Genomic DNA, 22754 nt, shown 5'->3' with positions numbered 1-22754 from the left:
GCGTGGTCGTCACGGGCTGCCCAGCGGCGTCAACACGACCGGCGGACGCGGCAAGGGCCGGGGCCGCGGTGGCACTGCGCCGGGCGCAGGCTTGATCTCGACCGGCGGCGGCAGCGGAGCAACCTGCGGCTGGCTCGATGCCACAGGGGCGGCCGGCGCAGGGGCCGTTGCGGGAGCCGAGAGCGGCGCGGTCAGCGGCGGCACCGCCGCACGCGGACCGCCGAGCCTGGCGCGCGGATCGCGCCGCGGATCACGTCCGGGCACCGGCACGTCGGCGGCATTGGGCGGGGCCGGCGCGGCATCCGGACCGCCCGGCAGCGACGCGGTCGACGACGGATAGGCCGGCGGCGCCTCGCCGCGCGCGATCGCGTCCAGACGGCGCGTCTCGCGGTCGATCGCGCGCACGGCAAGCCAGGAGGACAGCGAGGTGACGTCGACCGCGCGCGTCAGCGTATCGGGCGTGCCGACTGCAAACAGCTGAACCTCCGGCCGGCTGTTGGCGCTGCCGATCGTGTTCGAGCTGAGGCTGGCGCGAATGTCAGCCTGATCGGCCGGGATATCGAAGCCGCCGGAGACGATCGCACGCGCCCCCTGGGCTTCCAGCGGGGTGGCGCCGACGCGCAGCCGGCCGTCACGGATGATGAACGGGATCTGAGCCGACGCAATGGACAACGTGCCCAAGGTCAGCGCCGGCTCGATGACCTGCCGGAGCTTGCCATCATCGCCGAGCTGTCCCGCATCGGCGGCGCGCAAGGCCGCATCGAACGCCCGGGGATCGAGATTCGGAATCGCCGCATTGTCGAGCGTGACAGTGCCATTGCCCGACAGCGCGCTCACGAGTCCCTGCACGCTGCGCCCTTCGGCAGCGAGCGCCATCTGGGCCGACACCTTGCCGGCCGGCATCTTCAGACTGCGATAGCGCAGTGCGTTGCCATCGATGCCGGCGAGCTCGACGCGTCCGTTCAGAACCAGCCCATTGGCGTTGGAACGCGCCTCGACGGTCGCGGTCACATCGCCGCCGCCGAGCTTGCCCTTGAGATTTTCGATCGTCAGCGATTGCCCGTCACTCGCGACGGCGCCACCGAGGGGCCGCAGCTCGGTGCCGTTCAAAACAGCGCCGGTCAAAGCCTGGAACGACACCCGCCCGCGCCAGCCCTTCAAGAGGCCCGGGCCAAGCGGCGCGGCCACGTCTTGGCCGGCCGCGCCGACCAGCACCGAAAACACCTGCGGGACGTCGAGCGTATCGAGGCCGAGTTCGCCGTCGATCTGCTTTTCATCGTCCAGGTTCATCGCCAGTCGACCGCGCAGCCGCGAGCCGCCGACCGTGCTGTCGATATCGTCGAGAGTCACGCGGGTGCCGGAGAGACCAAGCCGGCCGAACAAACGGACGTTCTGGGCTGCGCTGTCCTGGGGCTTCAATCCAACCAACGGCGCCAGGTTGGCGCTGCGCACGCGCAGATTTGCCGTCGCCTTGGTGAACTCTCCCCATGGCTCGATCGTCCCCTGTGCGTCGCCGTCGAGACCCGCGCCGGACAGCTTGGCATTGACGCGCAGCGGCGCCCGCCAGCTGCCGCTCACGCTCGCTTCAAACTGCGCCGGGCCGTTGCCCACCGCTGCAAAGCGGTCGAGGCCGAGCAGCGCAAGCACGAGATGGCCCTGCTCCGATGACAGCCGGCTCTCGATGCCGAGTTCGGTACGGTCGATCGCCTCGACTTCGAAGCTGCGGAGCGCTGCCGCCGACGGCTTTGCCGTCAGGGTCGCCGAGCCCTTCAACTGCGGCGCATCCAGATCGAGCACGGCTTTCGCCTGGCTGCGCTCGAGGTTCGTCGGATCCTTGGCAAGATCGAGCGTGAGCTTCAGCCGCGCCGCGCCCGAGGGGACGCTCAAGGCATCGAAACGGGCGGCGATCTTCGGCGCGATCGGCTGGACCAGCGAGGTAATCTCCTTCAACGAGCCGGCCATCGAGGTCAGGACCAGCCGTCCGGTCGCGTCGGCGCGATCAAACCGGCCGGAGCCCTCGCTGCTGACGCCGCCGCTTTGGCCGAATTTGAGCTGATCGAGAGCGATCGTCTTGGGGTCGTAGGAGAAGCGGGTCGCCAGCGGACTGAGCTCCTGGCCGCTGATCTTGGCGCGGCCGATGTCCAGCGCCACGCTGGCCTCGGTTGGCCACTCGCCCGAGGCTCCTGCGAGCGAACGCGCCACCGCCAGCGCGGCATCGAGGTCGAGCCTGTCACCCTTGAGCGCCGTTTCCAGCCGGGAGCCCGCTCCAGCGGCCTTGGTGATCAGCGCGATGCGTCCATCGACGGACCCGCCGTCAATGTCCGCCTTCAGACCATCGATGGCCACCCGATCCGGCGCCACGCTGATATCGCCGCGCAGCCGCAGCGGACGCTGGGTGCGGTAGGTGGTATCGCTGCGGCCCTGCATCCAGGCCACCAGGGCGTCAGGCTCCGATGATGAAAGATCGAGCGCGCCGCTGAAGCCGGACGTGACCGCGGTCGAGATGCCGATCGTGCGGAACGTCAGATGCGTCGCGCCGGGCGCGCGCAGATCGACCTTTTCCAGGCTCCATGCAGTGGTCTCGTTGTGCAGGTCGGCGGTGAAGTTCTGCACCGGACGGCCCGACAGCATGATCTGCTCGGTCGAGAATTGCACATTGGCGGGGAGCGGCAGGGTCGGCAGCTGCGCGATCCAGTTGCGCAAAGCGGGCAAGACGCGGGCCGGCGCCATCGCGCGCCTGTCCTTCACATCGCCGCCGCCGGAGAGCAGCTTGTCGGCATCGAGCTGGCGCGCAGACAGCGTCGCGCGCAGCATCGGTGCGGCGCCAAACCGCACGTCGCCGCTGCCGGTGAACTTGAGCGAGCGATCCTCCTCGCCGAAGGTCACCTCAATCTGGTCGAGCTTGGCCGCAGCCTGGTCGCCTCCGACCTTGGCGGCGATCCGCCACGGCGTCGCGCCCGCCGCCACGGCCGGACTGCTCTTGGCGGGCGGCGGATTGGCCGATTGCGGCTTGGCCGGGTCGCCCGCGGCGAGCTTGTCATTGCCGTCGCTCTGCTCTTTGGGCGGCGAAGACAGCGTGAGCGCGCCCTCGAACCGCGGTGAGCGGTTGGGGAAGCTGATCAGACCTTCGACATCAGCGATGACGGCACGCTCGCCCGGATCGATATTGAGGTGGACGCGCAGGCCGCCGGACTCCTTGTCCTGGCTCGACGACACCCGGAACGGGAAACGGGCGCCGCGGATCGAGACCGCGCCGTCGCCGCGCAGCGAACCGGCCAGCGAACGCACGTCGCCGGAGAAGACGATATCGGTAAGCTCGAGGGTCGAGCGGCTGGCGGCGTCGTGCAGAGCGACCCGACCGGTGAGGTTGAAACGGTCGATCGCCAGCGCGGCCAGATTGAACCGGCCCGAGGCGGCCGGCAGGTCGACCTGGCCCTTGGCATCGAGCCCGAGATCGGCGGCCATGCCGCCGATGGTGAGCTCATTCGCCTTCCACTCCCCGCGCATCAGATCGCCGAGGCTGAACTCGACGTCCAGCTTGTCGGCGCGCAGCTTGCCCAGATGATTGGCGCCGCCGAACGTGACCTGGCGGAGCCGCAACGTGGGAGTTGGCAGCAGCCGTGCGTCCAGCGCACCGGCGACCCGCACGGGCACGCCAATGATCTTGCCCGCTTCGGCCTCGAACTGCGGCCGGAACTGGTTCCAGTCGACGAAGAACGGGCCGATCAGCGCAGCAAGGAGCGCAAGGATGAAGGCAATCGCCAAGCCGAGCAGGGTTGTCTGCACGGGGTCTCCCTCAAAGGACAACGCTCCGGCGTCCCAACCTTCAAACCAATGCGGCAGCGGGCCCACTGGCTTCGATACCGGAGCGCTGCATCATATAGGATTAAGTATGGCGAAGTCACAGCGCTGTCGGTATTTCCGGGGGCGTTGCACAACTCCGTTCACGAAGATGGTTACCAGTGCGCCGGCAGCCGCTTGAGGCCGCGCAGCACGAAGGTCGGCCGCCATTCCGGGGTGTCCGGATCGTCCAGCTTCAGCTCCGGCAGGCGCCGCAGCAGGGTTCCGATCGCGACCTCGGCCTCGATGCGGGCGAGCTGCGCCCCCAGGCAATGGTGGATGCCGCCGCCGAACGAGAGCGGCTTGACATTCGCCCGCGTGATGTCCAGCCGCTCCGGATCGTCCGGATAGACAGCCGGATCGCGGTTGGCCGAGCCGAGCAGGCACAGCACGGCCTCCCCCTTCGGAATGCGCCGGCCGCCGAGATCCTCGATGTCCTCGAGCGCCACCCGCCCCGTCAGCTGCACCGAGGAATCATAGCGCAGGAACTCCTCGATGGCGTTGGTGATCAGCTCCGGCCTTGCCTTCAGAAGCGCCAGCTGGTCGGGATTGCGATGCAGCGCCAGGAGGCCGTTGCCGATCAGATTGACCGTGGTCTCGTGGCCCGCCCCGAACAACAGGATGATGTTGGCGGTGAGCTCCTCATGGCTGAGCTTGGCGCCGTCCTCCTCTGCCTGCAGCAGCTGCGTCGTCAGGTCGTCGCCCGGATGCTTCCGGCGCAGTTCGAACAGATGCTGGAAATAGGCTGTCGACACGGCATTGCCGGCATTGCCCTCGGCGATTTCGGCTTTCGACAGCGGCACCGGATCGAGCAGGCGGCCGCCTTCGCGCGAGCTCCTGTAGAAGGCCTCGCGATGTTCTTCGGGGATCCCCAGCATGTCGCAGATCACCGTGACCGGCAGCTTGAAGGCAAAGTCTTCGATCAGGTCCATGCGGCCGTGCGGGATCACCTCGTCCAGCGTGCGGTCGACGATCTCCTGGATCCGCGGCCGCATGTCCTCGACCCGCCGCGCCGTGAACGCCTTCACGACGAGTCCGCGCAGCCGGGTATGATCCGGCGGATCCTGCTGCAGCATCCAATGGCTCATGCTGCGGAAGATCGGCTCCTGCATGATCTCAGGCCCATAGCGGCGGATCGCGCGATCGACGAAGTCCTTGCCGAAGCGCTTGTCGCGCAGCACGAGGCTTGCTTCCGCATGGCGACTGGCGAGAACCGAGCCGAACGGCGTCACATGCATCGGGTCGTTGTCGCGCAGCTGCCGATAGAAGGGATAGGGATCGCGGATGAAGTCCGGCGACAGCGGGTTGAACAGCGGTGCGGCCTTCGCGGCCTGGACGAGCTCGTTCATGTTATCCCTCTCCCAGATTAGACCGATTAGTTCACGGCCGCGCCATTATGACAAGTCGACCAGATCACACATCATGCGGCAGTCCCGGCCACCGTCTTTAACCTGTGCAATTGGCCCGCGACGAGGCGAACCCGGCGCGGCGCTGCGATCCAGACCGCAGCTGCAGAGACGAAGGCGCCGACGAAAGCGATCACAAAGCCAGGCGTGTAGCTCTGGGTGTGATCATACAGCACCCCGGTCACCCAGGGGCCTGCGGCACCGCCGCACAGGCCGATCAGCATCAAGGTTCCGAAGATACTGCCGAAATGCGCGCCCTGAAAGATTTCGAGCGCGACTGCGCCCATCACCGAGGTGAGGCCATAGCCAAGCGCGCCCTGCGTCGCCACCATCACGTAGATGAGCAGCAGCGACGGCGCGGCCTTGAGCGCGATCAGCGCGGCGAAGCAGATCGCGAAGCCGAGACAACCGAGCCCCCACACCGCCTCGCGGCCGAGCCGGTCCGACAGGTGACCGAGCGCGATCTGGCCGGGAATCCCGAGCAGGCTGACGGCGCCGAGCGCCCACACCGCAACGCTCGAGCTGAAGCCGATCTCGAGCAGATATTTCGTCTGATGCACCTGCACTGCGTACCAGACATAGAGCCCGAAGAAGTAGCCAAGCGCGAGCCACCAGAACCGCGCGGTGCGCAGCGCGCGCGCCAAGGTCCAATCGACGCCGGCCCAGGCGGCGTCGACGACGTTGGAGACGGGCTTGGCGGCGTTGGCCAGCGGCGCCGCATCGCCGTCCGGACGCAGGCCGATCTCTTCCGGCTTCTTGCGCAGCAGCAGATTGATCGGCGCGAGCACGACCAGCACGAGGAGGCCCATCGCCGTGCAGGCGGCGCGCCAATCGGTCTGGGCGATCATGTGCTGGACCCAGGGCAGCAAGGTCATCGAGCCGATGCCGACGCCGGCAAATGCAATGCCGATCGCGAGCCCGCGGCGGCGGATAAACCAATTCGGCAGGAACAGCGATTGGCCGGAATAGCCGAGACACACGCTGCCGGCGCCGACCATCACGCCGATCGTGACATAGAGGTGCCAGGGCTGCGAGGTCAGCGGCGCCAGCAACAGGCCGCCGGCCATCAGCGCGACGCCGAGTTCCATCACCGCCCGCGGGCCGGTGCGATCCATCAGCCGTCCGATCAGCGGACTGACGATGCCGGAGACGACGAAGCCGAACGAGAATGCGCCCGCCGTGACGCCCCGCTCCCAGCCGAACTCGGCGATGATCGGCGGATAGAACAGCGAGAAGGCGGTACGCGCATTGACGCCGATCGCCATGGTCACGAAGGTCACGGCCACGATGACCCAGCCATAATAAAACGGCAGGCGCATTGGTTTTGTCTCACTCCCTGGTGCACCCTTCGCAACATTTGCATGCGAACGGGTCAAGGGTTTTCTCCGCGCGATGCGTCCGTGTCAGTTACCTCCGAGGTCATGTGTTGCGGCGCACTGTCCTCATCCCAGGTGTCGTCCCTGCGAACGCGGGGACCCGTACCGCGTGATCTCACGGTGAGAAAAGACTGGTCGTCGCGCGTGCCCCAAACACCACTCTGGGGTTATGGGTCCCTGCGTTCGCAGGGACGACACCAAATGTGCGGTGGCTTCGCTCAGTCATGGCGACGCGCTCCCCGCGGCGCCATTGCGTCCGGGCTTTGTTCATTCGCTCCCCCTCTTCAAACAGGAGGGTGCAGGGAAGGCCGGGCGCCGGCCGCGCCCGTGGCCCGCCTGCGGAAAAAAATGCAGGCGGCAGGTACCACAGGTTCAGCCGAGATCGCCCGGCCCTCCCTGCGCGATGGTCTTCACGATTATACGCAGTCGCCCTGGTGCGCCGGGCTTGTTGGCCACCATGCTCCACGCGATGCGTCAGCATCGTCGCGAAGGAACACCAGCATCGGGGTGTCAGGCCGCTGCGATTTCACGTCCGCAAGACATTCGTTCGTCGGCATGCTCGTCGAGCCTGCTGCAAACACCTCACGGCCACCGCTCCCCGCCTCGCGTGTCGTGACGACCGCGCGCAACGCCCTCCAAAGTGAGGCGGGATGCGCGAAAAGATCGCGGTGATTTGCCCGACGACACAAGCGACATCGCCTGCGACATAATAACCCGACGGGCAAACCGTTTGCGAACGAACAGATCTCGCCACCTACGCAGCGGCTTTCGCCGCGTCAGCGCCATGGAACGCATAGACGTCCATGCGCAGCACGCCGTAGTTCGCGCTGTTGTGCAGCCGCTCGACGCGGGCGCCTGCGCCGGCTGCGCCCAGGGCTGCGAACAGCGGCAGGAAGTGTTCGTCGGTCGGATGGTTGTCGCGCGCATGCGGCGCCAGGCGGCGATAGTTGATGAGATCGTCGACGCGACCTTCGATCGCGGCCGCATGCACCCAGTCGGCGAAGTGGACCACCCAGGACGGCGCGGGATCGTCGATCTCGGGCCGGCGCTTGCGGAACTCGCCGAGATTATGTGTGAAGCTGCCGCTGCCGATGATCAGCACGCCTTCATCGCGCAGCGGCGCCAGCGCACGGCCGAGCGCCAGATGATGCGCAGGGCCCCGCTCGGTCTGGATCGACAGTTGCAGCACCGGAATGTCGGCTTGCGGATACATCAGGAGCATCGGCACCCAGGCGCCATGATCGAGCCCGCGGGCGCGGTCGACGCCAACCGGAAGACCGGCGGCCTGCAGACGCGCGGCCACAGCCAGCGCAAGATCGGGCGCGCCCGGCGCCGGATAGCGCAACTGATAGAGTTCACGGGGAAAGCCGTAGAAGTCGTAGATCGTCTCATTGGCGGCAACGGCATTGACGGCGGGAATATCTGTCTCCCAATGCGCCGAGATCACGAGGATGGCTTTCGGCCGCGGCAGGATGTTGCCGAGCCCCGTCAGGAAGTCCCGCGCCGCCGACGCCGTCAGCGGCAGCATCGGCGAGCCGTGTGACAGGAAGATGGTGGGCAGGGTCATGTCATCGCTCCTCGTTCGATTCGTATCTCAGGTCGTGCGCCAACCACAATTGTCGTCCCGGGCAAGCCTGAATGTCGCACCGCGATGGTCGGGCGCCGACCCGGGACCCATAACGCGTGATGTCGCGATTGGAACAGACGGGTCGTCTCGCCTGCCCCAAATGACGCCCTGCAATTATGGATCCCCGCTTTCGCGGGGATGACAGTGGGGGTGGGGTGACGGCCAGCGGACTTCACGTCAGCGTCAATGAGCGCTGCGCAATTGGCCGCCGGCGAGGCTGGTGCGCAGGCCGCCGAGCGCGAAGGCGCCGTCGCCGAGCAGGGCCTGGATCACCAGGGTGACGGCCCAGAATGCCGGGTACTCCCAGCCGCCCTTCGGATTGTTGAAGAAGAACCCGGCGGAACCATGCACGGTGAAGATGGCGCCGAGCAGGATCGGCACGGCGGCGAGCGCGACCCAGCGGGTATAGACGCCGAGGATCAGGGCAATGCCCGCCAGGATCTCGGCCGTGATCACGGCATAGGCAAGCTCTGGCGGCAAACCGATGCTGCCGAAGAACTTTGCGGTGCCGGCCGGGCTGAACACGAACAGTTTGAGGCTGGCATGGGCCAGAAACAGGCCGCCGAGCGTGAGGCGGAGCAGGAGCGCAGCATAAGGCGCAGTGCGGGAATCGATCATCAAAACCTCCGGTGGGGACCCCCGGGATATGGATCATTTCCCGTTAGGAGATAATCCGGTACAATGGAAATTCAGTTCACCCCCCTAGAGTGAGATGATGGAGTGCTTGACCGGCTGACAGGGCTGGAAGTCCTCTCGAAGGTGGCCGGATCCGGCAGCCTGTCCGGAGCGGCACGGCTGCTCGGCATGTCTCCGACCATGGTCACCAAGCACCTCGCGGCGCTGGAGACGCGGCTCGGCGCCAAGCTGTTTCACCGCACCACGCGGCGGCTGACCATCACCGAGGCGGGCCGGCGCTATCTCGACCTCGCCGAGCGCGTGCTCGGCGATTTCGAGGCGGCCGAGAGCGCAATCGCGGCCGACCGCGTCGAGCCGCGCGGACTGTTGCGGCTGAACGTCCCGCTGGCGTTCGGCACGCGTCAAATCGCGCCGCTGCTCGCCCGCTTTGCCGCGCTCTATCCCGGTGTCAGCGTCGAGCTCGGGCTGAACGACCGACTGGTTGACCTGATCGAGGAAGGCTGGGACCTCGCGATCCGGATCGGCACGCTGAAGGACTCCAGCCTGGTGGCGCGGCGGCTCGCGCCGTGCCGGATGATGATCTGCGCCGCTCCATCCTATCTCGAAGCGCATGGCACGCCGCGCCGGGCGGCCGATCTCACCGGCCACAATTGTCTCGGTTACACCTTGGCAGCGGCGGGCCCTTCGCGCTGGCGCATGGGCGGCAAGACGGCGATCGATGTGACCGTGAGCGGCAATCTGCGCGCCAACAATGGCGATGCGCTGCTCGCCGCCGCGCTGGCTGGCCAAGGCCTGATCTACCAGCCGACCTTCATCGTCGGCGACGAGGTGCGCGCCGGACGATTGGTGCCAGTGAGGCTGGATGTTCCGCCGTCGGAGCTGCTGGCGGTCCACGCCGTCTACCTGCCGGACCGCACGCCGTCGGCCAAAGTGCGCGCCTTCATCGATTACCTCGCTGCGGCCTTCGCTCCGGAGCCACCTTGGGATCGCGACCTTGCGTGAACCGACCAGCAGCTCTTGGATCGTGCTTTGGGAGATATCGACATGACCCTGTCAACGCGCAACGAAGATGGCCAGCACTGGCCCTTGCTGCGCTCGCTCGCGGGATGGCGGATCGGCTCCCTTCCCGCCGACCTCGCTGCCGGCCTGACGCTCGCCGCCATCGCGATCCCCGAGCAGATGGCGACCGCCAAACTCGGCGGCTTCACACCGGAAACCGGCTTTTTCGCTTTCATGGCCGGCTCGCTTGGCTTCGCCCTGTTCGGCGCCAACCGCTTCCTGTCCTGCGGCGCCGATTCCACGATCACCCCGATCTTCGCCGCCGGCTTGGCTCTGGTTGCCGCCACCGGCACGCCGGAGTATGGCAGCCTGGCCGCGGCGCTGGCCCTGCTGGTCGGGGTCCTGCTGGTGCTCGCCGGAGGCTTCCGGCTCGGCGGCATCGCGAATCTGTTGTCGGTGCCGGTGACGGTCGGCTTTCTGGCCGGCATCGCCGTGCACATCATCGTCTCGCAATTGCCGAGCGTGCTGGGACTGCCGTCTCCAAGCGGACCGACATTGGCGCGGATCGTCGGCCTCGCGGGCGAACTCGGCAAGACCAACGTCCACACGCTCATCATCGGCTTCGGCGTGCTGGCGACCGTGATGGTGTGCGAGCGGATCAGCGCGCGCATTCCCGGCGCGCTCATCGCGCTCGTCGCTTCGACGCTGTACGTGGCCTCGGCGGGGCTCGAGGCGAAGGGCGTGCATGTGATCGGCGAGATTTCCGGGACGCTTCCGATGCCCTCCATGCCGCTGATCGGTGCCGAGCAATGGGCCAAGCTGGTGCCGCTCGCCTTCCTGATCGCCGTGGTCGTCATGGTGCAGACATCGGCAACGACCCGGTCGTTCCCCTCCTCTATCGATCGTCCGGCCGATGTCGACCGCGACTTCCTCGGCGCGGGCGCCGGCAGCCTGCTGGCCGGCTTGTTCGGGGCGTTTCCGGTCAATGCGAGCCCGCCGCGCACCGGGATCGTGGTCGAGACCGGCGGACGCTCCCAGGTCGCGGGACTGCTGGCCGCCATCATCGTGCTGCTGCTCGTGCTGTTCGGGGCGCGGCTGCTGGCGCATGTGCCGGAAGCGGCCCTGGGCGGCGTGCTGCTGTTCGTCGCGCAGCGCATCATCCGCGTGGCGCAGATTGCCAGGGTGTATCGCGCGTCGAAGGGCGAGTTCCTGCTGATCGTGGCGACCGCGGCCGCGATCGTGGTGCTGCCCATCGAGCAGGGTGTCGCGCTCGGCATCACGCTATCGCTGCTGCACGGTATCTGGAGCACGACCCGCGCGCATCTCATCACCTTCGAGCGCGTGCCCGATACGACGATCTGGTGGCCGGCGCATCCGCACATCAGGGGCGAACAGCTGTCCGACATCGCCGTGATCGGCTTCCAGGCGCCGCTCAGCTTCCTGAACGCCGCGACATTTCGCGCCGACCTGCAGCACCTGTTGCAGCGCCGCAGTCCGCGCCTTCTCGTGCTGGAAGCGAGCGCGATGGTCGAGATCGACTTCACCGCTGCGCAAGCGCTGCACGAGGTGATCGAGCAGTGCAACAAGGACGGCATCGTCTTCGCGGTGGCCCGGCTGGAATCGCTGCGCGCCCAGGAGGCGTTCGAGCGCTTCGGCCTGTACGAGGTGCTGCCGCGCGACCGCGTGTTCCGCAGCGTCGACCTCGCGCTGCGAAAGCTGCGCGGAACGACCGGCTGACACCGCGTGAGGCGGGCGATACAAATCGTTACAAACACGGCAGCGCGCGACACATTCGAGAGAACATCGTCGGCGAGACATCCGGCTTCATGACGCCATGAGGAAGGATCATCGTTCATGCGCAAACTGGTTCCGCTGCTATTGATAGCTGTTTCCATCACGAGCGCACGGGCGCAGGACAGGAGCGCGCTGCGTCATGCCTGCGCTGACGATATGCGCACGCTCTGCTCCGGAGTCACGCCGGGAGGCGGCCGCATCAAGCAGTGCATGATCGAGACGTTCGACAGACTGTCCGATGGCTGTAGAACAGCGCTGAAGGATGCCAAGGCGCGCCAGGCCGGCAATTGATGCCGGCAATTGAGGCCGCTGCGCCGATCGCCGTGCATGGCCGCAAGCAGCGTTCATGTTCCCTGCAGCAAACATATTGTAGATTCGCTGATAGAACGACAGCGATGCGGCAAATGATCAGCAGTGCTGCGCGGCATGATCACCATCTGGCTCATCTGCTGTGGTATTCGGACGAGGTTTCGCCACGTCGAAAGAATTGCGAAACCAAATTGCGTCCGGCAACGTCTAAGGACTGCAAGCAAGTCGAAACCAACGAGAGGACCGCACTGCAATGCGCAATCTGTTCACCTCCGCCCTGTTCGCCGCGACCGTGCTGCTCGGCGCATCGGCCGCGCACGCCTTTACGCTGCCGGCGCAGCCGGCCGCGCCGGACAGCAATGTCGAGCGCGTCGCTGGCGGCTGCGGTCCGGGTTGGTTCCCCGATCGCTGGGGCCGCTGCCGTCCCGCGCCGCGCGCCTACTACGGCTATGGCTACGGCCCGCGCACCTGCTGGGTGCGTCCGACCCCGTGGGGACCGCGCCGCGTCTGCCGTTGAACCTGTCATGACGACAGGGCCGCCGCGTGTCGAACGCGGCGGCGCTTCTGTTTGGGAATCTTACTTCGTTTGGTGATCCCCACCCGAAGAGGCTGGCTCAGAGCTGTCGGCGCCTCGGCGATGCGCTCCCTCTCCCCGTCGTTCGACGGGAAGAGGTCCAGAACCGCCAACGAGGTCAGTTCGCCGGAATGATCTTGCCGGGATTGAAGATGTTCTGCGGATCGAGCGCCTTCTTCACCGCCCGCATTGCATCGAGGGCTTCCTCACCGAGTTCGGATTTGAGGTATTTCTGTTTGCCCTGACCGATGCCATGCTCACCGGTGCAGGTGCCGCCCATCGCCTGGGCGCGCTCGACCAGCCGGTGCATGAACTCCTCGCCACGCGCCATCTCGCCGGCGTCGTCGACGTCGCACATCAGCGAGCAGTGGAAATTGCCGTCGCCGACATGGCCGACGATCGGCGAGGTCAGGTTGAGACGCGCGAGATCCTCCTCGGTCTCGCCGACACAATCGGCCAGCCGCGAGATCGGCACGCAGACATCGGTCGCAACCACGCCGGCGCCCGGCCGGATGGCCTTCACGGACCAGTAGGCGTCGTGGCGCGCCTGCCAAAGCTTGGTGCGGTCCTCGGGCTTGGTGGTCCAGCTGAACTCACCGCCACCGCATTCGGCGGCGATCTCCGCAAAATTCTTCGACTGCTCGGCGACCTCGGCCTCGCTGCCATGGAACTCCAAGAGCAGCAGCGGCGTCTCCGGCAGGGTAAGCTTCGAATAGGCGTTGCAGGCCTTGACCTGCGCGGCATTGAGCAACTCGATGCGCGCCACCGGGATGCCAGTCTGGATCGCCAGGATGGTCGCCTGACACGCCCCGCGCACCGTTTCAAACGAGCATGCGGCCGCGGCGATGGTCTCGGGAATGCCGCGCAGCCGGATCGTCATCTCGCAGATGATGCCGAGCGTGCCCTCGGCGCCGATGAACAGATGCGTCAGATCGTAGCCCGCCGCCGATTTCTTGGCGCGGGTGCCGGTCTTGATGATCTCGCCATCGGCCCGCACGACCTTCAGCGCCAGCACGTTCTCGCGGATGGTGCCGTAGCGCACGGCGTTGGTGCCGGAGGCCCGGGTCGAGGCCATGCCGCCGAGCGAAGCGTCGGCGCCGGGATCGATCGGAAAGAACAGGCCCTGGTCGCGGAGATATTCGTTGAGCGTCTTGCGGGTGATGCCGGGCTGGATCACGCAGTCGAGATCCTCGGCATGCACCTCCAGCACCTTGTTCATGTCGCGCAGGTCGATGCAGATGCCGCCGGCCGGCGCGTTGACCTGGCCCTCGAGCGAGGTGCCGGTGCCGAACGGAATGATCGGCACGCCACGGGCAGCGCAGATGCGGACGACGTCCTGGATGTCGGAGGTCTCCTGCGCCAGCACCACGCCATCCGGCGGCTGCGTCGGCAGCCAGGTCGTGGTATGGCCATGCTGCTCGCGCACGGCCTGCGAGGTGATCAGCCTGTTGCCGAAGCGGGCCGCGAGCGCGTCGAGCGCGCTTTTCAGCGCCTCCGGCGCCGGCCGCTTCAGGTCGTGATGGGGAAGAGTCGTCGCCACAATGTCCTCCGCGAGTTGGGCGGACCGTGGCAAAGGACGCAACAAGGGTCAAGGGAGCAAACGGAAGAGCCGATGAGCGATAATGCAGTGCCCACACCGGCCGGCGGCGGCCCGTTTCTGTCGCAGATCATGCAGATCGAGCCGCAATGGATCGACTACAACGGCCACCTCAACATGGCCTATTACAACGTGATGTTCGACCGCGCGATCGATCAGATGTGGGCCGAGCTCGGCATCGGGCCGGCCTACATGAAGGACCGCCAAGGCTCGACCTTCACCGCCGAATGCCATGTGCGATATCTGCGCGAGATCCATCTCGGCGATCCCGTCCGGATCGCGGTCTGGCTGATTGCCGCCGACGAAAAGCGGCTGCACACTTTCGAAGAGCTGCGCCACGCCGACGAAGGTTGGATCTCCGCGACCTCCGAGAACATGTCGGTGCATATCGACATGACCAGGCGCAAGGTCGCGCCATTCCCGGCCGATATCCAGGACAATATCGGCCGCGTGCTGCAGGCGCATGCTGCGCTGCCGCGGCCCGAGGGCCTTGGCCGCGCCATCGGCATGCCGAAGAAATAGGTTCAGCCCGAAAGCACCCAGTCCGGAAGGCGGTCGAACCAAGGCTGCGCCTGCTCGAGCTGACGGGCGAGCTGCAGCAGCCGGAGTTCATCGCCCAACCGGCCCGTGAACTGGACGCCGAGCGGCAGGCCCTCGGCGGTCCAATGCAGCGGCACGCTCATCGCCGGCGTGCCGGTCAGATTGGCGAGCTGGGTGAACGGCACATATTGCAGGCTGTCGCGGGCGATCTTGTCGATCATGCCGTCGAGCCAGCCCAAGCGCGTCAGCAATCCGAGCAGGCCGACGCGATCGAGCATGTCGAGCAATATCTGCTCGGCCGCCGTCGGATCGCCCTGGCCGTGGCGCACCGGCGGATGCGCCAAAGTCGGCGTCAGCAGCATGTCGTAGCGCGCATGGAAACGCGCCAGCGCGCGGGCGAAGCCGTTCCATTTCAACAGCTGCGTCGTCAACGCGCCGGCGGAGATCGCCCCGCCGAGCGTCGCCAGCACGCGTGTCAGAAGTTCGAACTCCGCGCGCCCGGCGCCTTTGGCGCGCGCCTCGGCCACCAGCGCCGCCACCTGGCCGAAATAGATGTGCAGGAACGAGGTCGCGAGCGCACCGCCGTCGATCTCGGGCGTCGCCTCCTCGACCTGATGGCCGAGGCCCTGCAGCAGTTTGACGGCATGCTCGGTCGCGAGCTTCGCCTCGGCATGAACTGCCGTGCCGATCGGCGAGACCGTCGTGACACCGATGCGCAGGCGCGGCGGATCGCGCGTCACGGCGTTCGCGAACACCACGCCAGGCTCGGCCACGAGAAACGGATCGCCAGGCTCGGGCCCGGTGATGACGTCGAGCGCCAGCGCCGTGTCGCGCACGCTGCGCGAGATCACGCCTTCGCTGGAGGCGCCGTACCAATATTCGCCGAAGCCCGGCCCGGAGGAGACCCGGCCGCGCGACGGCTTCAGTCCAAACAGGCCACAACAGGCGGCGGGAATGCGAATGGAGCCGCCGCCGTCATTGCCGGCGGCCATCGGCACCACGCCCGAGGCGACGGCCGCCGCGGCGCCGCCGCTCGAACCGCCGGCCACATGCGCCGCATTCCAGGGATTGTTGACCCGGCCGAAGGCGCGCGAGTCGGACACGCCCTTCAGCGCGAGCTCCGGAAGATTGGTCTTGCCGAAAATCACAAGACCGGCCTCGATATAGCGCCGGACGACATACGCGTGCTCAGCGGCGACGACGCCGGACAGCGCCTTGCTGCCACAGGCCGTCGGCAGGCCGGCATAGTCCTGCGCACAGTCCTTGATCAGAAACGGCACGCCGGTGAACGGGCCGGCCTCAAGCCCGGTCAGTTGCGCGCGCGCCTCGCGCTCCATCAGCTTGCAGATCGCGTTGGTTCTCGGCTGCGCCCGCTCGCTCTGCTGCAAAGCGAGCTGCAGAAGCTCGGCCGCCGTGGTCTCGCCTGTCCTGACCGCGTCAGCCAGCGCCGTCGCATCGCGCTGCACATAATCCTGGACGCTCACATTGCCCTCCCCGCATGGCAATCAGCCGACCGTCATCGTAGCAGATTCCGGCCGGAATGGCGGCGCAGCGGCGAGAAAAAACGGCGACAATACGGCCAAACAACGGCCATTGCGGCAGAGTCGCGCCCGCAATCAGCCGGCGCGACGGCGATATTAAGTAATAGCATCACACGTTAGTTAATTTGATTCAGATCATTCGTGGTGCTGCCGATGACGACTTACGCTGACGCATCGTTGTGTGGCGTTGAGTTGACGAGACTGCAATGGGACGCTTGGCAAGCCTGCTGAAGACATCACAAGCCTCGGACGCGACTTCGCCGATTGGCCGCGTCACCACAGCCGACTACTTCATCCTGCTGTCGCGCGCGATGGAGAACCTTCCCGATTCAAATGCAGAGCGCCGCGCCGAAGTCTATCAGTCGGCCCGCCACGCTTTGCTCACTCAGCTCGAGGCGATGGATCCGCCCGTCTCGCGATCGCGCATCAAGGCCGAGCAGCGCGCGCTCGACGACGCGGTCGAGACGATCGAGACGCGCGCGCTGAGCGCACCGCTCGACGATCCGGAGCCGCCGGTGACGCTGGCTCCCGGCCACTTCCCTCGTTTCTTTGCTGCAAATTCCGACGTTCCCACCGTTTCCGCTTCAACAACTCACGATGACGACCAGGACCCCGCCATGGCTCAGAGTCAATTTCATTCCAAGTTTTCGGCGCGCGCCGTCGAGGAGAAACCGATGTCACGTCTCGATGAAATCAACCGGGTGCTGCGCAAGCTTCAGAGCGACTCCTTCGGAGTCGAGGCCTGCGCTCTGATCTCGGAGGACGGGCTGATGATCGCAAGCGTGCTCGCCGCCGACATGGAGGAGACGCGGGTCGCCGGCATGACCGCAACGCTGCTGTCGCTCGGTGGCCGCGCGGCGATGGAGCTCGGCCGCAGCCATCTGCAGGAGGTCATCATCCGCGGCGAGTCCGGCTACGCGGTGCTGGTCAGCGCCGGCCGCGGCGCGCTGCTGCTCGCGCTGACCAACGAGAACAGCAAGCTCGGGCTCACCTTCTTCGACATGCGCGAGGCGGTCCGGTCGCTGCAGAAAGTCCTTTAGCGCAATCGTCGTCAAAACAGCCGGCGCGTGCAATGGCGCGGCGTCGGAGGGAGTAGTTTCATGGCCAATACCGTCCTCTATGATGACGGCGTTCACAAGAACATCCTGCTGGAGGATTTCAACGCCGGCGACCTCGCCGTGCAGGCGAACCAGCATCTGATCATCCATGACCGCGTCGGCATGCTGCTCGACCCCGGCGGGCACAAGGTCTATTCCAAGGTGCTGGGCGAGACCTTCAGCGAGCTCTCGGGCGGGCGGCTGAAATATCTGTTCCTGTCGCATCAGGATCCCGACATCGTGGCGGCGATCAATGGCTGGCTGATGACCACCGACGCCGATGCCTACATCTCCGAGCTGTGGACCCGCTTCGTGCCGCATTTCGGCTTCGATCACATCGTCGCCCATCGGCTGAAGCCGATCCCCGACGAGGGCATGGTGTTCGATCTCGCCGGCAGCAAGCTCTACGCCCTGCCCGCGCATTTCCTGCACAGCGAAGGCAATTTCCAGCTCTACGATCCGATTTCGAAAATCCTCTACAGCGGCGATCTCGGCGCCTCGATCGGTGTCGACTACACGGTCACCCGCGACTTCAAGGCGCATATCCGCTTCATGGAGGGCTTCCATCGCCGCTACATGGTGTCGAACCGGGTGATGAAGGCGTGGGCGCAGATGGTGCGGCCGCTCGACATCGAGATCATCGCCCCGCAGCACGGCGCGCTGTTTCCGGATGCGGGGATGTCGCGCCAGTTCATCGAATGGTGCGCCGGGCTCGAATGCGGCATCGACCTGATCACGCCGAAATTCAAGGTGCCCGCGGCCTGACATGCTGGCGCCGTCTTCCCATTTCGGTCCGTCACCGCTGCCGCACGGCACGCCACCGTCCTCGGCCGCAGCGCGTTTCGAGCCCTGCACCGTCGCCGGCGAGGAGGCCCCCGTCTGGCTCGCAGCGGCGTTTGCCGTCGCCGGCGTGCTGATCGCCATCATGTCGGCGGCGCTGTGGCAGCAGAGCTTGGCACGCGCTCCGGAGGTCGCCGCGTCAGCACCGCCGGCGGTGACGCCAGCGCCAATGCCAGCGCCTGCGCCGGCGGAGCGGGCGCCCGAGCCGATGCTGAAGCCACCGGAGACGCCGTCGCCGGAGCCGTCGCAGACCCCTGTGACGATCGCAGCCCCAGCCGCGGCGCCGGAGCCTGTCATCAGCGTGCCCAGTCCGACGCCCGCCGCCGCCCCGCCCGAACCGGCGACCGCCGCCCGCAAGGCCGCCACGGAATGTTTCGCGCCGCTGTCGATCGCCTTCGAGCGCGGCAGCACGCGGCCCAATCCGGCCGACGTGAAACGGTCGCTGCCGATCCTGCAAAGCGCGTTGTCGCGACATGGCGACGCGGCGGTCCTGGTCGAGGGGCATACCGACGCCAGCGGCAGCGAGGATCTCAACGTGCTCCTGAGCTATTCGCGCGCCAAGGCCGTCGCGGAGCTATTGAAGCGCGATGGCATCGCGGCGCATCGCATCACGGTGCGCGCTGCAGGGGCCGGCGAGGCGCGCGGCACGGCCGAGGCGGTGGCCGGCGACCGCAAGGCAGTCCTGCGGCTCGCCGGCGTCGACGATTGCGATCAACTCACGGCAGCGAAGCGACCATGACGATCTATGCCATTCTCAGCGGCCTCGGCGCCGCCATTCTTCTGCTCACCGGCGGTTATCTGTTCGGCGCACGCCAGGGCGCGCAGGCGCGCGATCTGCTGCGCCGGCAGGTGCAACTGCAGGCGGCCAGTCTCGACCAGCTGCAGGAGCGGAGCAATCAGGAGGCTGCCGAGCGGGAGACCAGCCTGCGCAGCGCCATTCAGGACGTGCTGGCGCCGCTGGTCGAGCGCGAGCGCATCTCGCTGGATCTGGCTCAGCTTGCAACCCGCCCCGGCCGCCGTCGCGAGCTGGTGCCGCTGCTCGACCGGATCGCCGAGGTCGGCCGTTTCCAGACCGTGCTGCTGACCAATGAAGAGGGCCTGCCGCTCGCGGCCAATACCACCGCCCGTCATACCGAGCGGCTGGCCGCGGCCGCAACACGGCTTTCGCTGGTCGCCGAGAAGGTCAGCGGTGAGCACGCCGTCGCGCCGCTCTCGGTGATGCTGCGCGATGCAACGGAGGCCACGACGCTGTGCCGGATCTTCCGCGTCCAGGACCAGACGCTGACCCTGACCGCGCTGTCCAATGATCCGCGGCTCGCCTCCGTGGCGCTCGATCCGGCTCTCGCCAAGGTCCAGGTCGCGCTCACTGCGCCGGCGTGACGGAGCAACAAAGCGCAAAGGGCGCAGCACCTCTTGCGAGGCGCTACGCCCTTCGCCGACCTCATTGTCAGGGATGAGGCCGACTACACGCGGGTGCGGCCGCGGGCGAGGCCCACGACGGCCGACACCAGAAACAGCACGATAGCGATGAAGAAGATGATCTTGGCGATCTCGATGGAGGCACCGGCGACGCCGCCGAAGCCGAGGATGCCGGCGATCAATGCGATAACCAGGAAGGTGACGACCCAGCCTAACATGACACGACCTCTGTCTCTCGATTGCGGTTCAAAGCGACGCGAGCCTGCGCCGTTGCCGGGACAATCGGGACCGGGAACAATGGTTCCAGGGCGCTGCACGGCTAAAAATTCGCGAATCGCCGGAACAATCGGCCCTGCCGCTGCCCCGAATTAGGGCTGTAAAACGCGGCGATCGGCCCCATATAGCCGTCAATCCCTGCTATGAGGGCTCCTCCTGCAGACCCGTTGATGCCGTCGTATGATGCCGGCAACGGGATGAGACTGATTCGCCGATGACCGAGCCCAACCGCGTGAGCCCCTTTCCTGCGCCTGACCACCAGCCCGTCGCCGGCGGTATCGCCGCGCGTGCGCGTGCCGCCGCTTCGGGGGGCGCACGCTATCTCGCAGGCCTCAATCCGGAGCAGCGCGACGCGGTCGAGACGCTGGATGGCCCTGTCCTGGTGCTGGCCGGGGCAGGCACCGGCAAGACACCGCGTGCTCACCACCCGCATCGCGCATATTCTGAGCCAGGGCCGGGCGCGCCCCGGCGAGATCCTGTCGGTGACCTTCACCAACAAGGCGGCGCGTGAGATGAAGACGCGTCTCGCCGAGATGCTCGGACAGGCGGTCGAAGGCATGCCTTGGCTCGGCACCTTCCACTCGATCGCCGGGCGCATCCTGCGCAGCCATGCCGAGCTGGTGCAGCTGAAATCCAACTTCACCGTGCTCGACGTCGATGACCAGATCCGCCTGCTCAAGCAGCTGTTGCAGGCCGAAAATATCGACGACAAAAGGTGGCCGGCGCGCATGCTGGCTGGCCTGATCGATGGCTGGAAGAATCGCGGCTTGATGCCGTCGCAGGTGCCGCCCGGCGAAGCCGCGGTGTTCGGCAACGGCAAAGGCGGCAAGCTCTATGCGAGCTATCAGGAGCGGCTGAAGATCCTCAACGCCGCCGATTTCGGCGATTTGCTGCTCGAAAACATCCGGCTGTTCCGCGAACACCCCGATGTGCTCAGGCAGTATCAGAGCCGCTTCAAGTTCATCCTGGTCGATGAGTATCAGGACACCAACGTCGCGCAATACCTCTGGCTGCGCCTGCTTTCGCAGGCGCCGTCGTCCTCCGGTTCGTCATTGCCGGGCTCGCCCCGGCCATCCATCACCGCTTCAGAGGACGGATCACCAGGTCTCGACGCTGCGCGCCGGGCCGGTGATGACGACAAGAGCGTTGCGGTTGCTGGCGCGCCCCCCCACCCCAAGAACATCTGCTGCGTCGGCGACGACGACCAGTCGATCTATGGCTGGCGCGGCGCCGAGGTCGACAACATCCTGCGCTTCGAGCACGACTTTCCCGGCGCCAAGGTGATCCGGCTGGAGCGCAATTATCGCTCGACGGCACATATTCTCGCCGCGGCCTCGCATCTGATCACGCACAATGAAGGCCGCCTCGGCAAGACCCTGCGAACCGAGGATGTCGAGGGCGAGAAGGTCACGGTCACCGGCGCCTGGGATTCGGAGGAGGAAGCGCGCGGCATCGGCGAGGAGATCGAGGAGCTGCAGCGCAAGGGCGAACCGCTCAACGACATCGCGATCCTGGTGCGCGCCTCGTATCAGATGCGCGAGTTCGAGGACCGCTTCGTCACGCTCGGCCTGCCCTATCGCGTCATCGGCGGCCCGCGCTTCTATGAGCGCGCCGAGATCCGCGATGCGTTGGCCTATCTGCGCGTCATCAATTCGCCGGCCGACGATCTCGCCTTCGAGCGCATCATCAACGTGCCGAAGCGCGGGCTCGGCGATGCCACCGTGCAGATGCTGCACGACCACGCCCGCAAGCGCCGCATCCCGCTGTTCGAAGCGGCGCGCGCAGTGGTCGAGACCGACGAGCTGAAACCGAAGGCGCGCGGGTCGCTGCGCGGGCTGATCCTGCAGTTCGAGCGCTGGCGCGCCCAGCGCGAGGTGACGCCGCACACCGAGCTCGCCGAGATCGTGCTCGACGAGAGCGGCTATACCGAGATGTGGCAGAAGGACCGCTCGGCCGACGCCGCAGGGCGGCTCGACAATTTGAAAGAGCTCATCCGTTCGATGGAGGAGTTCGAGAACCTGCACGGCTTCCTCGAGCACATTTCGCTGGTGATGGACCGCGAGGGCGCGGCCGACGAGGATGCGGTCTCGTTGATGACCTTGCACTCGGCCAAGGGATTGGAGTTCGACAACGTGTTCCTACCGGGCTGGGAGGAAGGCCTGTTCCCCAGCCAACGCACGCTTGACGAACAGGGCCGCGCCGGCCTCGAAGAGGAGCGTCGCCTTGCCCATGTCGGCCTGACGCGCGCGCGTCGACGCGCGAAGATCTATTTCGCCACCAACCGCCGCATTCACGGCACCTGGACCACGACCATCCCGTCGCGCTTCCTCGATGAACTGCCAGCGGACAGCGTCGAGATCACGGAATCCAAGGGCGGTTCCGGCTGGGGCGGCGCCGGCGGCTACGGTCCGTCGCGCTTCGACAATGTCGAATCGTTCGGATCGAGCTATTCCACGCCGGGCTGGCAGCGCGCGCAGGCGCGGCGCCCCGCGTCACGAGGCTCTTCGGAGGGCGGCTTCCAGGAGGAGCCGTCGCCGTTCGCAGGGCGCGATCCGTTCGGCGGCAGCTTCGGCGGTCAATTCGGCCGGAACAAGCGCGGACCGCTGACGATCGAGGGTGAGCTGGTCGCGAAGTCCACCGGAACGACCTCCGAATTCGCGCTCGGCGACCGCGTGTTTCACCAGAAGTTCGGCTATGGCAAAGTGGTCAGGATCGATGGCAACAAGCTGACCATCGCCTTCGACAAGGCCGGCGAGAAGAAGGTCGTCGACAGCTTCGTCCAGCGGGCGTGACCCGAGAGCCACGGTCGAGCGGGCATCGGTCCGCAGCATCGGACGATAGCAACCGAACCTCACACTTCGCCTTGGTTAGGCCTTGACCATG

Annotated in this window: 19 protein-coding genes; 11 read left to right on the top strand and 8 right to left on the bottom strand. The window is 66.7% G+C overall.

Annotated features, from left to right (window positions below; translation table 11 throughout):
• Positions 1-9 precede the first annotated feature (9 nt).
• From ACVIJ6_RS20235 to ACVIJ6_RS20215, 5 genes are all read right to left on the bottom strand, one after another.
• Positions 10-3786: an AsmA family protein gene (locus ACVIJ6_RS20235; protein WP_456774124.1), complete on the bottom strand. Its 3777-nt coding sequence runs from the start codon at positions 3784-3786 to the stop codon at positions 10-12.
• A 170-nt stretch (positions 3787-3956) separates the two neighbouring features.
• Positions 3957-5189 carry a cytochrome P450 gene (locus ACVIJ6_RS20230; protein WP_456774123.1) on the bottom strand — a complete coding sequence of 411 codons (1233 nt, stop codon included), beginning with the start codon at positions 5187-5189 and terminating at the stop codon, positions 3957-3959.
• A 71-nt stretch (positions 5190-5260) separates the two neighbouring features.
• Positions 5261-6565 carry an MFS transporter gene (locus ACVIJ6_RS20225; protein ID WP_456774122.1) on the bottom strand — a complete coding sequence of 435 codons (1305 nt, stop codon included), beginning with the start codon at positions 6563-6565 and terminating at the stop codon, positions 5261-5263.
• Positions 6566-7376: 811 nt separating this feature from the next.
• Positions 7377-8189, bottom strand: a complete 813-nt coding sequence (locus tag ACVIJ6_RS20220; RefSeq protein ID WP_456774121.1) for a DODA-type extradiol aromatic ring-opening family dioxygenase — start codon at positions 8187-8189, stop codon at positions 7377-7379.
• Positions 8190-8432: 243 nt separating this feature from the next.
• Complete coding sequence (locus ACVIJ6_RS20215) at positions 8433-8867, bottom strand: DoxX family protein (RefSeq protein ID WP_012046003.1); 435 nt, start codon at positions 8865-8867, stop codon at positions 8433-8435.
• A 102-nt stretch (positions 8868-8969) separates the two neighbouring features.
• On the opposite strand from ACVIJ6_RS20215, the gene ACVIJ6_RS20210 reads away from it, so the two are divergent.
• The 4 genes from ACVIJ6_RS20210 to ACVIJ6_RS20195 all read left to right on the top strand — a co-directional run bounded on the left by ACVIJ6_RS20210 (position 8970) and on the right by ACVIJ6_RS20195 (position 12504).
• Positions 8970-9887: a LysR family transcriptional regulator gene (locus tag ACVIJ6_RS20210; protein WP_456774120.1), complete on the top strand. Its 918-nt coding sequence runs from the start codon at positions 8970-8972 to the stop codon at positions 9885-9887.
• 42 nt (positions 9888-9929) lie between these two features.
• Positions 9930-11621 (top strand): SulP family inorganic anion transporter, encoded by a 1692-nt coding sequence (locus ACVIJ6_RS20205; RefSeq protein WP_456774119.1) that lies wholly within the window; start codon positions 9930-9932, stop codon positions 11619-11621.
• A 117-nt stretch (positions 11622-11738) separates the two neighbouring features.
• Positions 11739-11969, top strand: a complete 231-nt coding sequence (locus ACVIJ6_RS20200) for a hypothetical protein (RefSeq protein ID WP_456774118.1) — start codon at positions 11739-11741, stop codon at positions 11967-11969.
• Between the two features lie 271 nt (positions 11970-12240).
• Complete coding sequence (locus tag ACVIJ6_RS20195) at positions 12241-12504, top strand: GCG_CRPN prefix-to-repeats domain-containing protein (RefSeq protein ID WP_456774117.1); 264 nt, start codon at positions 12241-12243, stop codon at positions 12502-12504.
• A gap of 175 nt (positions 12505-12679) precedes the next feature.
• Here the strand turns inward: ACVIJ6_RS20195 and ACVIJ6_RS20190 are convergent, their stop codons facing one another.
• Complete coding sequence (locus ACVIJ6_RS20190) at positions 12680-14101, bottom strand: FAD-binding oxidoreductase (RefSeq protein WP_456774116.1); 1422 nt, start codon at positions 14099-14101, stop codon at positions 12680-12682.
• A 72-nt stretch (positions 14102-14173) separates the two neighbouring features.
• Between ACVIJ6_RS20190 and ACVIJ6_RS20185 the strand changes: the two genes are divergently transcribed.
• Entirely contained in the window at positions 14174-14680 is a 507-nt protein-coding gene (locus ACVIJ6_RS20185) for a thioesterase family protein (RefSeq protein WP_456774115.1), read from the top strand.
• Positions 14681-14682: 2 nt separating this feature from the next.
• Here ACVIJ6_RS20185 and ACVIJ6_RS20180 read toward each other — a convergent pair whose 3' ends face one another.
• Entirely contained in the window at positions 14683-16182 is a 1500-nt protein-coding gene (locus ACVIJ6_RS20180) for an amidase (protein ID WP_456774114.1), read from the bottom strand.
• A gap of 263 nt (positions 16183-16445) precedes the next feature.
• On the opposite strand from ACVIJ6_RS20180, the gene ACVIJ6_RS20175 reads away from it, so the two are divergent.
• From ACVIJ6_RS20175 to ACVIJ6_RS20160, 4 genes are read left to right on the top strand one after another with little or no spacing between them, the layout of a single operon-like run.
• Positions 16446-17279: a roadblock/LC7 domain-containing protein gene (locus ACVIJ6_RS20175; protein WP_456774113.1), complete on the top strand. Its 834-nt coding sequence runs from the start codon at positions 16446-16448 to the stop codon at positions 17277-17279.
• A 60-nt stretch (positions 17280-17339) separates the two neighbouring features.
• The gene (locus ACVIJ6_RS20170; RefSeq protein ID WP_012046012.1) at positions 17340-18101 is read left to right on the top strand and encodes an oxygen-binding di-iron domain-containing protein; all 762 of its coding nucleotides are present in this window, start codon (positions 17340-17342) and stop codon (positions 18099-18101) included.
• A gap of 1 nt (position 18102) precedes the next feature.
• Complete coding sequence (locus ACVIJ6_RS20165) at positions 18103-18915, top strand: OmpA family protein (RefSeq protein ID WP_456774112.1); 813 nt, start codon at positions 18103-18105, stop codon at positions 18913-18915.
• A complete protein-coding gene (locus ACVIJ6_RS20160) occupies positions 18912-19556 on the top strand; it encodes a hypothetical protein (RefSeq protein WP_012046014.1) in 645 nt (214 codons plus the stop codon). Before ACVIJ6_RS20165 ends, ACVIJ6_RS20160 begins: the two co-directional genes overlap by 4 nt.
• An 83-nt stretch (positions 19557-19639) precedes the next feature.
• Here the strand turns inward: ACVIJ6_RS20160 and ACVIJ6_RS20155 are convergent, their stop codons facing one another.
• The gene (locus tag ACVIJ6_RS20155) at positions 19640-19813 is read right to left on the bottom strand and encodes a DUF1328 domain-containing protein (RefSeq protein ID WP_008964634.1); all 174 of its coding nucleotides are present in this window, start codon (positions 19811-19813) and stop codon (positions 19640-19642) included.
• A gap of 272 nt (positions 19814-20085) precedes the next feature.
• On the opposite strand from ACVIJ6_RS20155, the gene ACVIJ6_RS20150 reads away from it, so the two are divergent.
• Both ACVIJ6_RS20150 and ACVIJ6_RS20145 read left to right on the top strand, forming a co-directional pair.
• Positions 20086-20382, top strand: coding sequence for a UvrD-helicase domain-containing protein (locus tag ACVIJ6_RS20150; protein WP_456774111.1), 297 nt, complete (start codon positions 20086-20088; stop codon positions 20380-20382).
• Positions 20288-22663, top strand: a complete 2376-nt coding sequence (locus tag ACVIJ6_RS20145) for an ATP-dependent helicase (RefSeq protein ID WP_456774110.1) — start codon at positions 20288-20290, stop codon at positions 22661-22663. The genes ACVIJ6_RS20150 and ACVIJ6_RS20145 overlap by 95 nt, the downstream gene beginning before the upstream one ends.
• Positions 22664-22754: the final 91 nt, after the last annotated feature.

The organism is Bradyrhizobium sp. USDA 4369 (assembly GCF_054056435.1).
Note: the sequence above shows the minus strand (reverse complement) of the source record. Positions and strands in the feature narration are given on the sequence as shown.

Coding starts and splice junctions, on each gene's coding strand:
- ACVIJ6_RS20230 (WP_456774123.1), bottom strand. CDS start 5,189: ATGAACGAGCTCGTCCAGGCCGCGAAGGCCGCACCGCTGTTCAACCCG.
- ACVIJ6_RS20225 (WP_456774122.1), bottom strand. CDS start 6,565: ATGCGCCTGCCGTTTTATTATGGCTGGGTCATCGTGGCCGTGACCTTC.
- ACVIJ6_RS20220 (WP_456774121.1), bottom strand. CDS start 8,189: ATGACCCTGCCCACCATCTTCCTGTCACACGGCTCGCCGATGCTGCCG.
- ACVIJ6_RS20215 (WP_012046003.1), bottom strand. CDS start 8,867: ATGATCGATTCCCGCACTGCGCCTTATGCTGCGCTCCTGCTCCGCCTC.
- ACVIJ6_RS20205 (WP_456774119.1), top strand. CDS start 9,930: ATGACCCTGTCAACGCGCAACGAAGATGGCCAGCACTGGCCCTTGCTG.
- ACVIJ6_RS20200 (WP_456774118.1), top strand. CDS start 11,739: ATGCGCAAACTGGTTCCGCTGCTATTGATAGCTGTTTCCATCACGAGC.
- ACVIJ6_RS20195 (WP_456774117.1), top strand. CDS start 12,241: ATGCGCAATCTGTTCACCTCCGCCCTGTTCGCCGCGACCGTGCTGCTC.
- ACVIJ6_RS20185 (WP_456774115.1), top strand. CDS start 14,174: ATGAGCGATAATGCAGTGCCCACACCGGCCGGCGGCGGCCCGTTTCTG.
- ACVIJ6_RS20175 (WP_456774113.1), top strand. CDS start 16,446: ATGGGACGCTTGGCAAGCCTGCTGAAGACATCACAAGCCTCGGACGCG.
- ACVIJ6_RS20170 (WP_012046012.1), top strand. CDS start 17,340: ATGGCCAATACCGTCCTCTATGATGACGGCGTTCACAAGAACATCCTG.
- ACVIJ6_RS20165 (WP_456774112.1), top strand. CDS start 18,103: ATGCTGGCGCCGTCTTCCCATTTCGGTCCGTCACCGCTGCCGCACGGC.
- ACVIJ6_RS20160 (WP_012046014.1), top strand. CDS start 18,912: ATGACGATCTATGCCATTCTCAGCGGCCTCGGCGCCGCCATTCTTCTG.
- ACVIJ6_RS20155 (WP_008964634.1), bottom strand. CDS start 19,813: ATGTTAGGCTGGGTCGTCACCTTCCTGGTTATCGCATTGATCGCCGGC.
- ACVIJ6_RS20150 (WP_456774111.1), top strand. CDS start 20,086: ATGACCGAGCCCAACCGCGTGAGCCCCTTTCCTGCGCCTGACCACCAG.